The following is a 13,304-nucleotide window of genomic DNA, read 5'->3' as shown; positions in this document are numbered from 1 at the left end:
GAAAATACAATGAATACCAATAGTAACTCTTATACTATCATTTATGCTTCGGTAATGGTTGTTATCGTAGCATTCTTGCTGGCTTTCGTCAACTCTTCTTTGCGCGACTTGCAGGGAAAGAACGTAGAGCTGGATACTAAGAAGCAGATTCTTTCTTCTCTGGGCATCAAAGGGGTGCAGGATGCAGAAGCTGAATTTGCCAAAGTCGTGAAATCGGATATGGTGGTTGCTGAAGACGGCACACTGACTCCGTACGAAGGCGCTTTCGTGACTTCATACGAAAAGGATTTCAAGGAAAACGGTCGTGCCCACATCTTCGTGTGCGAAGTGGACGGACAGACTAAATATGTGATTCCTGTATATGGTGCAGGTCTTTGGGGTGCTATCTGGGGATATGTAGCCCTGAACGAAGACAAGAACACCGTATACGGCACTTACTTCTCTCATGCATCTGAAACTCCGGGTCTGGGAGCTGAAATCGCAGGAGAACATTTCCAGAGTGAATTCAAGGACAAACATGTGATGGACGGCGACAACGTAGGTCTGGGAGTCGTAAAGAACGGAAAGGTAGAAAATCCGGAATTCCAGGTCGACGGTATCTCTGGTGGTACAATCACTTCAGTAGGTGTGGACACGATGCTGAAAGGATGTATGGCACATTACACTAAATTTTTAACATCTAAAGAATAAGGAGGAGAACGATAATGGGAAGTTTATTTTCAGCTAAAAACAAAGAAGTATTTTCTGCTCCGATCAGCATGAACAACCCGGTGACCGTACAGGTGTTGGGTATCTGTTCTGCTTTGGCCGTAACTTCCAAACTGGAACCGGCCATCGTAATGGGTCTTTCTGTAACCATCATTACTGCTTTCTCTAATGTGGTAATCTCCTTGTTGCGTAAGACTGTTCCTAACCGTATCCGTATCATCGTACAGCTGGTGGTAGTGGCTGCCTTGGTAACTATCGTAAGTGAACTGTTGAAGGCTTTTGCCTACGACGTGAGCGTACAGCTGTCTGTTTACGTAGGTTTGATTATTACCAACTGTATCCTGATGGGACGTCTGGAAGCATTCGCCATGTCAAACGGCCCGTGGGAATCTTGCTTGGACGGTATCGGTAACGGTCTGGGTTATGCCAAGATTCTGGTAATCGTTGCATTCTTCCGTGAGCTGCTGGGTTCAGGTACCCTGCTGGGATTCAATATTCTGAACTACGACGCCATCAAGAGTGCCGGTTATGTGAACAACGGTTTGATGTTGATGCCGCCGATGGCTTTGATTATCGTAGCGTGCCTGATTTGGTACCAGCGTGCTAAACACAAAGAACTGCAAGACAAAGAATAATTATTAACCAAAAACGGAAATTAAAAATCCAGAATTATGGAACATTTTTTTAGTTTATTGGTCCGCTCAATCTTTGTGGACAATATGATATTTGCGTTCTTCCTGGGTATGTGTTCATACTTGGCTGTTTCGAAGAACGTGAAGACTGCCCTCGGTCTGGGTATTGCCGTAACTTTCGTGCTGGTGGTTACCTTGCCGGTCAACTACCTGTTGCAGACGAAGGTGCTGGCTGCCGACGGCATTCTGGGAATTGACCTGAGCTTCTTGAGCTTCATCCTCTTCATTGCCGTAATCGCGGCTATCGTTCAGCTGGTGGAAATGGTGGTAGAACGCTTCAGTCCTTCACTGTATGCGTCACTGGGTATCTTCCTGCCGCTGATTGCTGTAAACTGTGCCATCATGGGTGCTTCTCTGTTCATGCAGCAGCGTATCACGCTGAGCCCGTCTGACCCGAAATACATCGGCGACATCTGGGATTCTATCTCATACGCCCTGGGTTCAGGTCTCGGCTGGATGCTGGCGATCGTAGGTCTGGCTGCCATCCGTGAGAAAATGGCTTACTCTGACGTACCTGCTCCGCTGAGAGGACTGGGTATCACTTTCATCACTGTAGGTCTGATGGCAATGGCATTTATGTGTTTCTCTGGTTTGAACATCTAATAGGAAAGGAATAAGACAATGGATATGAATTTTATTTTAGCGAGCATTGGAGTATTCCTGGTGACTATTCTGGTGCTGGTAGTCATCCTGCTGGTAGCAAAGAATTTCCTTGTGGCTTCCGGCAACGTGAAACTGACTATCAACGGCGACAAGGAAATGGAAGTGGAATCCGGCTCTACGTTGCTGAACACACTGGCCGTTAACGGCGTATTCTTGCCGTCGGCTTGTGGTGGTAAGGGTTCTTGCGGACAGTGTAAATGTCAGGTGGTAGAAGGAGGCGGCGAAATCCTGCCTTCTGAAGTGAGTCACTTCAGCCGCAAGCAGCAGAAAGACCACTGGCGTCTGGGCTGCCAGGTGAAGGTGAAAGGTGACTTGTCTATCAAGGTGCCTGAATCTGTAATGGGTGTAAAGGAATACGAATGTACCGTTATCTCCAACAAGAACGTGGCTACTTTCATCAAGGAATTCAAGGTGCAGTTGCCTAAGGGTGCCCACATGGACTTCATCCCGGGTTCTTACGCACAGATCAAGATTCCTAAATATGAAATGGACTACAACAAGGATATCGATAAAGACCTTATCGGTAAGGAATATCTGCCTGCATGGGAAAAGTTCGGTTTGTTCAACCTGAAGTGTAAAAACGAGGAAGAAACCATCCGTGCTTACTCTATGGCCAACTATCCGGCTGAAGGCGACGTATTCATGCTGACGGTACGTATCGCTACTCCGCCGTTCAAACCCGACCGTAGTGGTTTCATGGATGTGATGCCGGGTATCGCTTCTTCTTACATCTTTACCCTGAAACCGGGCGACAAGGTGCTGATGAGTGGTCCTTACGGAGACTTCCATCCGATTTTCGACTCTAAGAAGGAAATGATCTGGGTCGGTGGTGGTGCCGGTATGGCTCCGTTGCGTGCACAGATTATGCACATGACTCGTACGTTGAACACAAGAGACCGCGAACTGCACTACTTCTATGGTGCCCGTGCGCTGAACGAAGTGTTCTATCTGCAAGACTTCCTGCAGTTGGAAAAAGACTTCTCGAACTTCCACTTCCACTTGGCACTCGACCGTCCGGATCCGGCAGCCGATGCAGCGGGCGTGAAGTACACTCCGGGATTCGTTCATCAGGTAATGTACAACACTTACCTGAAAGACCACGAAGCTCCGGAAGACATCGAATACTACATGTGTGGTCCTGGTCCGATGTCGAAAGCTGTGGTTAACATGCTGGATAGCCTGGGCGTTGAAAGCTCTTCTATCATGTATGATAACTTCGGCGGATAATCAAGAAAATTATAAGTCTTGAAATAAAGAAAGCCTCTGCTTGGTGCAGGGGCTTTTCTTTTTTCCGTATTTTCCTCTTTGTTTAAGATATTGTGGATGAAATGTTTTATCTTTGTTTCAGTGTGATTGGAAGGAAGATGAGCAAGATATTGAAAGTAAAGAATGTAAACGATTACAGCAGTTACCTCGGGTGCCCCGGACCTCATCCGTGGGTCTGCGTGATAGACTATGCGGAGGTGTCGCCCATACGCCACAGCCTGAACAACTACAGCGTGTACGGGCTTTTCCTGCGTGACGATGCCAACGTGGAACTGGATTACGGTTGTGGCAGGTATGATTATCATAAAGGTACGTTGCTCTGCGTGGCCCCCGGACAGGTGGGAGGTAAGGAAGACAATGGGGAGAGGGTGGAGATTACCGGTTGGGCGCTTCTTTTTCATCCCGACCTGTTGCACGGCTTTTCGTTGGAGAAGCACATCAAAGATTATTCTTTCTTTGATTATCGTGTCAATGAAGCCTTGCATATGACTGCCGAGGAGCATGACATCCTTGTTTCCCTGATGCGGCAAATGCGTGAAGAACTCGGAAAGAAGCCAGATGAACTTCAAAACGCCATCCTCGTAGGTTACATTGAACTGGCACTCAACTTCTGCCAACGTTTCTACAATCGCCAGTTTATCACTCGAAAGATTGAAAATTCCGATATTCTCGTGCGTTTCGACCGGCTGCTGCACAGCTATTTTGAGGATAAACTCCAACTGCGCTTAGGGCTGCCCACCGTACAGTATTGCGCGGACAAGCTTTGCATGTCGCCCAATTACTTCGGCGATGTCATCAAAAAGACTACTGGTGACACGGCGAGCAACCATATCCGTCGGTTTGTTGTCCGGCTTGCCAAAAACGGGCTTGCTGCCGGAGAAACCGTATCCCAGGTGGCGGAGCGCCTTGGTTTCGAATATTCCCAGCATTTCAGCCGTATGTTCAAAAAGCAGGAGGGTGTCACTCCGTCGGAATACTGTCAGAGGCTGCGGTCCTGACAAACAGGCTTCCGGTATTCTTCCATAGGAACAGTTCGGTGTATCCGGTGGATTCCGCATCGGGAGCAAGAATTCGTCCCAGTTTTTGCAGATTGGCTCGGAATTGGATGATAAATGCAGCTTTATATTACAAAAGTGTGAAGAATTTGTTCATTTTGACACTCCTTTCTTGATATACGTCAATAAATGATAGGGGGTGAGCGATTTTTTCTTTAGTTTGTTTTTGTGTTGTTCAACATGTTCTTATCTTTGCATCGGTAAAAAGAAATAGCTCGAGCTAAACTAGAGAATTATTTAGGTAACAAAGTTTTTAGGTAAAAGATTTTAAAGGTATGAAAAGATTAGGATTAACATTGGTAGCCGCATTGGCATTTTCAGTTTCTATGTTTGCAGAAGGTGTGAACGAAAACAACAACGCACAGAAGTGGAACGGTTCAATCAACAAGTCTAAACTGACTCAGTATCTGAACCTGTCATCTACTCAGCACGAGAAGGTGGCTGATATCTGCGACTACTTTGAACAGGAAATGACTCGCGCCAACGCTTCAAAGACTGACAATAAGGAAAAAGTCCGTAAGGCAGTCTATGGTAACTTGAAGCTGATGAAGCAGACACTGGACGAAAAGCAGTATTCAAACTACGTACGTCTGATGGCCATGACACTGCGCAATAAAGGTATCGACTTGAACGAAGCAAAATAAAATAAAGAAATATTTTGACCTTTTCCGCCCCGGAGACTTGCAGGAGTTCTTCGGGGTTTTTTATTTCCTTGCGTATCCTTCCCCAAAAATGGCTTTTCTAATATGTGTTTTCTAAGCTGTTGTGTTTCTGTTTGTTAGTGCAGGAGTGGGGTAGTGTAGGACAGAGACTGAGAAAAACGCAAGTGCATTTGATTCAAAACGCAAGTACGTTTCAGGTAAAACGTAAGTGCGTTTGAAGTAAAACGTAAGTACGTTTTCAGGGAAGCGCAAGTGCGTTTTTTTTATGGACAATTTCTCTGTTTGGGAGGTCCATCTCATTCCTCGTGATAGTCATTCAAGCGGTCGTTCCAGAGATATTTCCGGGTTTCGCTGACGATAACACCCGAGAGCAGAAGCAGGGAGATGAGGTTTGGGATGGCCATGAGGGCATTGGCTACATCCGCAAAGTTCCACACGAGGGACAGATTGACTACGGAACCTACATACACCATTACAATCCACACCAGCCGGTAGGCCAGCATAATTTTCCGCCCTCCCAAGTATTCCATCGCCTTTTGCGAGTAGTACGTCCAGCCCAGAATGGTGCTGAAAGCGAAAGTCACGATGCCGAATGACAGGATGGGGGTACCGATATAGGGAATTTTCGCGAAGGCCATCTTGGTCAGGGCTGCGTCGCTTGTGTAGTCGATGTCCGGATAGGCCAGGATGCTGCTTACCAGCACCAGTCCGGTCAGGGCGCAGATGATTACCGTATCCCAGAAGGTACCCGTGGAAGAAACCAGCGCTTGGCGCACCGGGTTGCGTGTCTGGGCGGCAGCAGCCACGATAGGAGCAGAGCCCAGTCCCGATTCATTGGAAAAAAGTCCCCGTGCAATGCCGTAGCGGGCTGCCATCATCACCGTGGTGCCCACGAAACCGCTTCCTGCCGCGCGGGCCGAGAAAGCCGATTCCAGAATGAGCCGGACGGAAGCACCCAGATATGCGTGGTTCACTATCAGAATATAAATGCAGCCTGCCACATAGAGGAGGGCCATGAGCGGAACAAGTCCCATGCACACTTTGGCGATACTTTTTACGCCACCAATCACCACAAGCGCAGTCAGGACGCTCATTACTACTCCCGTCAGGTGAGTAGATACTCCGTAGGATTCATGGAGTAGCAAGGAAATGGAATTGGCCTGCACCGTGTTGCCGATACCGAAAGCAGCCAATGCGGTGAAGATACAGAACAGGATGCCCAGCCATTTCATGCCCAGTCCGCGTTCCAACGCGTACATCGGTCCGCCAATCATTTCGCCCGATTTGTTTTTGACCCGGTATTTCACAGCCAGCAATCCTTCGGCATATTTTGTGGACATCCCGAAAACACCTGTGAGCCAGCACCAGAACACGGCGCCTGGTCCGCCCAGCGCCACGGCAGTGGCCACTCCGATGATATTACCCGTACCGATGGTGGCCGCCAGTGAAGTGGCCAGTGCCCCGAACTGGCTGACGTCGCCGCCGGCTTCCCGGTCCTTGCTGACGGAAAGCCGCAGGGCTTTGAGAATGTGCAACTGCGGGAAACGCAACCGGATGGTCAGGTAAAGATGCGTACCCAAAAGCAGGATAATCATGGGCCATCCCCATAAGAACGAACTGATTTCCTGTACAATCTTCGTAATCTGTTCCATTTTCTGTTTGTCTTGATTTTGTTTGCAAAAGTATGAATAATAAATCAAAACACATAAAAATGTGACAGAAATGAATGTAGAGTCAGGATTTTTCTTTCAAAAGTTCCTCCATGCGGAGCAACTCGTCGCGGTATTGTGCCGCTTCGATGAAGTCCAGTTTCTTGGCCGCTTCCTGCATGAGCTTGCGGGTGCGGTCGATGCTTTTCTGCAACTGGTCTTTCGTCATATACTGTACCACGGGGTCGGCTGCTGCATGCAGCTGGGCCTCCGTTTCGGTATAAGCCTTGGGAGCCTTCGGCTTGCTTTCTGTCGCGGAAGAAGACCGTTCGATATCGAGCAGGGCGTTGTTGCGCGAGCGCGTAATCTGTTTCGGCGTGATGCCGTGGGCCTCGTTGTAGGCCAGCTGTTTTTCCCGCCGGCGGTTGGTCTCGTCGATGGTCTGCCGCATGCTGTCCGTGATATGGTCGGCATACATGATGACTTTTCCGTTCACGTTGCGGGCGGCACGTCCGGCCGTCTGGGTGAGCGAGCGGTGCGACCGCAGGAAACCTTCCTTGTCGGCATCCAGAATGGCCACCAGCGACACTTCCGGCAGGTCGAGTCCCTCACGCAGCAGGTTCACACCTACCAGCACGTCGTAGATACCCTGCCGCAGGTCGTCCATGATTTTGATGCGCTCCAGCGTGTCCACGTCGCTGTGGATATAGGCACAGCGGATGCCGTTGTTGAGCAGGTATTCCGTCAGTTCCTCTGCCATGCGCTTGGTCAGGGTGGTGACCAGCACACGTTCCTCCTTTTCGATGCGCTGCTGTATTTCCTCCATCAGGTCGTCTATCTGGTTCAGGCTGGGGCGTACCTCGATGACCGGGTCCAGCAGTCCGGTGGGACGGATTACCTGTTCCACCACGATGCCCTCACTCTGTTGCAGTTCGTACTCTGCCGGGGTCGCACTCACATAAATCACCTGCTTGGCCATCTGCTGGAATTCCTCGAACGTAAGCGGACGGTTGTCCATGGCTGCCGGCAGACGGAATCCGTATTCCACCAGGTTCGTCTTGCGGGCCCGGTCGCCGCCATACATGGCCCGTATCTGTGGCACGCTGACGTGGCTTTCGTCGATGACAATCAGGAAATCCTCCGGAAAGAAGTCGAGCAGGCAGTAAGGGCGGGTGCCCGGTTCGCGTCCGTCAAAGTAGCGTGAGTAGTTCTCGATGCCCGAGCAATGTCCCAGTTCGCGCAGCATCTCCATGTCGTACGTCACCCGTTCATACAGGCGCTTGGCTTCGTAGGGTTTTCCTATTTCCTCAAAGTGGGCCACCTGTTTTGTCAGGTCATCTTCAATCTGGTGGATGGCCCGGAGCGTGCTCTCCTTGGTCGTCATGAAGAGGTTGGCCGGATAAATCTTGTATTCGTCGAACGTGCCGAGGCGATGGCCCGAAATGGGGTCTATCTCCTCGATGCCGTCTATCTCGTCGTCCCAGAACATCACCCGGAGTACACTGTCGGTATAGGCCAGTGAGATGTCCACCGTATCCCCCTTCACCCGGAAGTTTCCGCGGTTCAGTTCGATGTCGTTGCGCACGTACAGACTGTCCACCAGCCGGCGCAGGAACACGTTGCGGTCCAACAGTTTCCCCTTCTTGATGTCAATGACGTTGTTGTAGAAATCTGCCGGGTTTCCCATACCGTAGATGCACGACACGGACGACACCACAATGACATCCTTCCGTCCCGAAAGCAGGGCAGAAGTGGCCGCCAGCCGCAGCTTGTCGATTTCCTCGTTGATGGCCAGATCCTTTTCTATATAGGTGTCGGTCGAAGGGATGTATGCCTCCGGCTGGTAATAATCGTAATAAGACACGTAATATTCCACGGCATTGTGCGGGAAGAAGTTCTTGAACTCGCCGTAGAGCTGTGCCGCCAGCGTCTTGTTGTGGCTCAGAATCAGGGTCGGTTTGTTGACGTTCTTGATGACATTCGCAATGGTGAAGGTCTTTCCAGACCCGGTGACTCCCAGCAGAGTCTGTGCAGGCACGTGCTGTTTGACGCCTTCGGTCAGCTGGGCGATGGCTTCCGGCTGGTCGCCGGTGGGCTGGTAGTCGGATATCAGTTCGAAATTCATGAAAACAGGAATAGCTAATTGAAAACGGATGTAAAATTACATATTATTTTATACATCCCTTTGCCCGTCCTGAAAAATTACATTAAAAAACGCCTTGGAGTTGGATTATTCGCTGGAAAAGAGTAATTTTGCGCAACTATCTTGATAAATATGAAGAAATACATTGCAATGGCCCTCCTTTCTGCCGGAATCTTATCTTCCTGCGGAGAGTATAATAAGGTGCTGAAAAGCACTGACTACGAATACAAATACGAAGCGGCAAAGAGTTATTTTGCCAAGGGACAGAATTCGCGTGCGGCTACCATTCTGGAAGAGCTGATTCCTATCCTGAAAGGTACGTCCAACGGAGAAGAGTCTTTGTATATGCTTGCGATGACTTATTATAATCAGGGGGACTATGTGACGGCTTCACATTATTTTAATACTTACTACACGACTTATCCGCGCGGTACTTATACGGAACTGGCGCGTTTCTTCAGCGGAAAGGCGCTGTATCTTGACACGCCGGAACCTCGTCTGGACCAGAGCAGCACTTACAAGGCTATTCAGGAATTGCAGATGTTTCTGGAGTACTTCCCGACGAGCGACCGGAAGGAACTGGCTCAGAATATGATTTTTGAATTGCAGGATAAGCTGGTAGAGAAGGAATATCTTTCTGCGAAACTGTATTACGATTTGGGTTCTTATTCCGGAAATGCGGTGTACAGCAGTACGGGTAACAACTATCTGGCGGCTATTGTGACGGCGCAGAACGTGTTGAAGGAATATCCTTACACAAAGATGCGGGAAGACCTTTCTATCCTGATTCTCCGTGCCAAATATCACATGGCCAAGGAGAGTGTGCTCGAAAAACGGGAAGACCGTATGCGCGAGACTGTGGACGAATATTATGCGTTCAAGAATGAATTTCCGGAAAGTAAATATATGAAGGAGGTGGAGACTATTTATGCCGATGTCAGCAAGTATGTTTCCACGGATGAAGATGAATAATAAACGTTTATAATTATAAATAAGGAATTATGGATTACAAAAAGACAAACGCTCCTACAACTACCGTTACTCGTAATTTGATGGAACTCTGTGAGGACACAGGCAATATCTATGAAACAGTAGCTATCATCGGCAAACGTGCCAACCAGATTGCTGCAGAGATGAAGAATGACCTCTCCAAGAAATTACAGGAGTTTGCTTCTTACAACGATAATCTGGAAGAGGTGTTTGAAAACAGAGAGCAGATTGAAATCTCTCGCTATTACGAAAAACTCCCGAAACCGACATTGATTGCCACGCAGGAGTACATCGAAGGAAAGGTTTACTATAGAAACCCTGCAAAGGAAAAAGAAAAATTGCAGTAATCCTTATTGGAACGAATTGATTGAATGCGCACGCGCATTTGGGCTTGTCATTCTGAGCGCATCCGGCAGGAACCGTCGCCCTCAGAATGACATTTATTTTTGAGAACCTCTTTTTTGACGATTGAATTATGATACAGAGAATACAGACAGTTTATTTGCTGATAGTAGCCATCCTGATGGTGGTGATGATGTCTGCTTCCGTAGGAAGTTTCTATACAGACAAGAATATTTGTGAAATGACAAACCTTTCCTACATGCTTCCGGACGGCAATGTGAACTATACGCCGTGGGCGTTGTTCGCCGTGCTGACGGTGGTGGCCGTAGTGGCGCTGGTGACGATTTTCTTGTACCGGAAGCGGATGCTGCAAATCCGTCTCACGATTTTCAACACCATCGTATTGGTGGGGTATTATCTGGTGCTGACTTATTTTGTGGTGAATCCGGACAAGGCTTTCGATGACTACAGTTTCATGCCTTCGTGGACGGTCTGCCTGCCGCTGGTGAGCATCATTCTGAACTGGCTGGCCATCCGTGCCATCGGCAAGGACGAGATGCTGGTAAAGGCTTACGAAAGACTGCGCTGATACAGGCGTGGCGATATATTTGAAACGAGATGCGCCCTTCTTCCTGCTTCGGGAAAGAGGGCGCATCTCGTTTTTTCTGTCGGTATCTTTGGAAAACTGCTATTCAAAGACATACATCTCGGAAGGGCTGGTACGTCTCAACGGGATGACTTCCACGTCTTTGCCTACCAGAATATTTTCCTGACGGAAGGCCAGCTCTACGGTCTTGAAGGCCAGCTCCGGATGATTGTTGTCCTTGCTCAGGTGGCAGAGCCACAGGTATTTCAGTCCTTTGGGGAAATGCTTGCTCAGGTAGTCGGCCATTTCGTGGTTGCTCATGTGTCCGTTGGATCCGGCAATGCGTTCCTTCAGGTGCTGGGGGTAAGGCCCCATCTTCAGCATGGTGTCGTCGTAATTGGCTTCCATAATCAGGTAGTTGCTCTGCTGGATGTAGCGTGCCGCCGTGGGGGTGATGTGTCCGATGTCGGTCAGGAAAGAGAAGGTCTTGTCGCCGGCCGTGATGCAGTAGCCCACATTGTCGGTACCGTCGTGGGGCACCTCGAAGCAGGTGATGTGGAAATCGCCCAGTGTGAAGCTTTCTTCTTTCCGGATGAAATGCATGCGTTCCGGACTCAGCCGTTCGGTCATGCAGTAGCTGTGGCGCATGCCCTCATGTATTTCGTGGGTAGTGTAGACCGGAAGTCCGTGCCGTTCTCCCAGGTGGCCGACCGCTTTGATGTGGTCGGCATGGTCGTGGGTGACGAGTACGCCTTGTATGCCTTCCAGGTTTAGCATACGGTCTTTGAACACTTTTTTGATGGTGCGGATGCCAATGCCGGCATCAATCAATATGGCGGTGTGGTCGGTAGCCAGGTAGTAGCAATTGCCGCTGCTTCCGCTTGCCAGACTCATGAACTGTACTTTCATCTCTTTTTCTTTTTTGCTAAAGGAACGCAAAGATACAGAAAAAAAGGCAGAAATCAAATAAGGCCGTCCCGAAAGGAACGGCCTTGAAATGGATTATAGTATGTTTTTTCAGCTTGTGATTGGTCAGAACTGGAAGAAGTTCTTGGCGTTGTAGTAGCTGATGTCTTCCACCATCTGCTGTACGCGCGGCATTTCGCTGACCGGAATTTCACCGTTTTCCACGTCCTTGCCCAGCAGGTTGCAGAGTGTACGGCGGAAATATTCATGACGCGGATAGGAGAGGAATGAACGGGAGTCGGTGAGCATGCCCACAAAGCGGCTCAACAGCCCCAGCAGGGAAAGTGCGTTCATCTGTTTCTCCATGCCGTCTTTCTGATCGAGGAACCACCAGCCCGAACCGAACTGAATCTTGCCCGGTATCGTGCCGTCCTGGAAGTTGCCCAGCATGGTGGCAATCACTTCGTTGGCACAAGGGTTCAGGTTGTAGAGGATGGTCTTGGTAAGTTTGCCTTCCGTGTTCAGGCGGTCGAGGAATTTCGACATGGACTTGGCAGTGTTGAATTCGCCGATGGAGTCGAAACCTGTGTCGGGACCAATCAGCTTGAACATCTTTGTGTTGTTGTTGCGGATGGCTCCGTAGTGGTACTGTTGTGTCCAGCCGGTTTCCCAGTCCATCTCACCGAATACCACCAGCATGGCCGACTTGAACTTCAGGATTTCTTCGTGGGTCAGCGGGGTACCACCATATACCTTGTTAAAGATGGTGCGGATTTCGGCATCCGTATAGTCTTCCGCGTAGAACTCTTCGATACCGTGGTCGGACAGCTTGCAGCCTTGTGCGGCGAAGAAGGCATGACGCTTGCGCAGGGCCTCTACCATGTCATCGAAGCTGGAGATGCTGACGCCGCTCACTTCGCTCAGTTTTTCCACGTAGACACGGAAATCGGCAGGTACTTCCACAGCCATGGCCTTGTCCGGACGCCAAGTGGGCAGCATCTTGATTTCAAAGCCGCTTTCACGGGTAGCGATGTGGTATTCCAGTGAATCCACCGGGTCGTCGGTAGTACATACCGTTTCCACATGGTAACGGCGCATCAGGTTGCGGGCGGAATATTCCGGAGTAGCCAGTTTGGCATTGCATTCGTCAAAGATTTCGCGGGCGGTAGACGGATTCAGAATCTTGTCGATGCCAAAAGCTGTTTTCAGTTCCAGGTGCGTCCAGTGGTACAATGGGTTACGGAGCGTGTAGGGAACGGTCTCTGCCCATTTTTCGAACTTTTCCCAGTCGGAGGCATCGCCGGTGCAATAACGTTCAGCCACACCGTTGCTTCGCATGGCACGCCATTTATAGTGGTCACCTCCCAGCCAGATTTCGGTGATAGACTTGAACTGGTAATCGTCGGCCACCATTTTCGGACTCAGGTGACAGTGGTAGTCGATGATAGGCATCTTAGCCGCATGGTTGTGATATAGTTCCTGCGCGGTTTCAGTCTGCAACAGGAAGTTTTCATCCATAAATTTCTTCATGACGAATGTGTTTTTAATGTTTGTAGGGTTGTATTTAATCGGCAGGTTACAATTTATTTATGTTGGGCAACATAAAATATCGATTGCCCTTCCGTTATCGAACACGAAAGTA

At 49.3% G+C, this 13,304-nt stretch carries 13 protein-coding genes; 9 read left to right on the top strand and 4 right to left on the bottom strand.

Going from position 1 to position 13,304, the window contains the following annotated elements:
• The first annotated feature begins 9 nt into the window (after positions 1 to 9).
• The 6 genes from OIM59_RS08415 (at position 10) to OIM59_RS08390 (ending at position 5,028) form a co-directional block, all read left to right on the top strand.
• Positions 10 to 690: a Na(+)-translocating NADH-quinone reductase subunit C gene (locus OIM59_RS08415; protein WP_303896144.1), complete on the top strand. Its 681-nt coding sequence runs from the start codon at positions 10 to 12 to the stop codon at positions 688 to 690.
• Between the two features lie 14 nt (positions 691 to 704).
• Positions 705 to 1,343 carry an NADH:ubiquinone reductase (Na(+)-transporting) subunit D gene (locus OIM59_RS08410; RefSeq protein WP_022354364.1) on the top strand — a complete coding sequence of 213 codons (639 nt, stop codon included), beginning with the start codon at positions 705 to 707 and terminating at the stop codon, positions 1,341 to 1,343.
• Positions 1,344 to 1,379: 36 nt separating this feature from the next.
• Positions 1,380 to 2,003, top strand: coding sequence for an NADH:ubiquinone reductase (Na(+)-transporting) subunit E (nqrE, locus tag OIM59_RS08405; protein WP_022354363.1), 624 nt, complete (start codon positions 1,380 to 1,382; stop codon positions 2,001 to 2,003).
• 18 nt (positions 2,004 to 2,021) lie between these two features.
• A complete protein-coding gene (nqrF, locus tag OIM59_RS08400) occupies positions 2,022 to 3,290 on the top strand; it encodes an NADH:ubiquinone reductase (Na(+)-transporting) subunit F (RefSeq protein ID WP_299171641.1) in 1,269 nt (422 codons plus the stop codon).
• Between the two features lie 137 nt (positions 3,291 to 3,427).
• The gene (locus OIM59_RS08395) at positions 3,428 to 4,327 is read left to right on the top strand and encodes an AraC family transcriptional regulator (protein ID WP_303896139.1); all 900 of its coding nucleotides are present in this window, start codon (positions 3,428 to 3,430) and stop codon (positions 4,325 to 4,327) included.
• A 332-nt stretch (positions 4,328 to 4,659) separates the two neighbouring features.
• The gene (locus OIM59_RS08390; RefSeq protein WP_299171635.1) at positions 4,660 to 5,028 is read left to right on the top strand and encodes a hypothetical protein; all 369 of its coding nucleotides are present in this window, start codon (positions 4,660 to 4,662) and stop codon (positions 5,026 to 5,028) included.
• Between the two features lie 314 nt (positions 5,029 to 5,342).
• Here OIM59_RS08390 and OIM59_RS08385 read toward each other — a convergent pair whose 3' ends face one another.
• Both OIM59_RS08385 and uvrB read right to left on the bottom strand, forming a co-directional pair.
• Positions 5,343 to 6,698 (bottom strand): sodium:alanine symporter family protein, encoded by a 1,356-nt coding sequence (locus OIM59_RS08385; protein ID WP_299171632.1) that lies wholly within the window; start codon positions 6,696 to 6,698, stop codon positions 5,343 to 5,345.
• A gap of 82 nt (positions 6,699 to 6,780) precedes the next feature.
• On the bottom strand, positions 6,781 to 8,820 hold the full coding sequence (gene uvrB / locus OIM59_RS08380) for an excinuclease ABC subunit UvrB (protein ID WP_299171629.1): 2,040 nt from the start codon (positions 8,818 to 8,820) through the stop codon (positions 6,781 to 6,783).
• A gap of 150 nt (positions 8,821 to 8,970) precedes the next feature.
• Here uvrB and OIM59_RS08375 point away from each other — a divergent pair, with 150 nt between their 5' ends.
• From OIM59_RS08375 to OIM59_RS08365, 3 genes are all read left to right on the top strand, one after another.
• A complete protein-coding gene (locus OIM59_RS08375; protein WP_299171626.1) occupies positions 8,971 to 9,810 on the top strand; it encodes an outer membrane protein assembly factor BamD in 840 nt (279 codons plus the stop codon).
• 29 nt (positions 9,811 to 9,839) lie between these two features.
• Positions 9,840 to 10,175, top strand: coding sequence for a DNA-directed RNA polymerase subunit omega (locus tag OIM59_RS08370; protein WP_022353325.1), 336 nt, complete (start codon positions 9,840 to 9,842; stop codon positions 10,173 to 10,175).
• Positions 10,176 to 10,303: 128 nt separating this feature from the next.
• On the top strand, positions 10,304 to 10,759 hold the full coding sequence (locus OIM59_RS08365; protein WP_177865267.1) for a DUF4293 domain-containing protein: 456 nt from the start codon (positions 10,304 to 10,306) through the stop codon (positions 10,757 to 10,759).
• Between the two features lie 99 nt (positions 10,760 to 10,858).
• Here OIM59_RS08365 and OIM59_RS08360 read toward each other — a convergent pair whose 3' ends face one another.
• Complete coding sequence (locus OIM59_RS08360; RefSeq protein WP_299171622.1) at positions 10,859 to 11,665, bottom strand: MBL fold metallo-hydrolase; 807 nt, start codon at positions 11,663 to 11,665, stop codon at positions 10,859 to 10,861.
• A gap of 123 nt (positions 11,666 to 11,788) precedes the next feature.
• Positions 11,789 to 13,192 carry a glucuronate isomerase gene (gene uxaC, locus OIM59_RS08355; protein ID WP_299171620.1) on the bottom strand — a complete coding sequence of 468 codons (1,404 nt, stop codon included), beginning with the start codon at positions 13,190 to 13,192 and terminating at the stop codon, positions 11,789 to 11,791.
• Positions 13,193 to 13,304 lie beyond the last annotated feature (112 nt).

This window comes from Bacteroides mediterraneensis (assembly GCF_025993685.1).
Classification (GTDB): Bacteria; Bacteroidota; Bacteroidia; order Bacteroidales; family Bacteroidaceae; genus Phocaeicola; species Phocaeicola mediterraneensis_A.
Note: the sequence above shows the minus strand (reverse complement) of the source record. Positions and strands in the feature narration are given on the sequence as shown.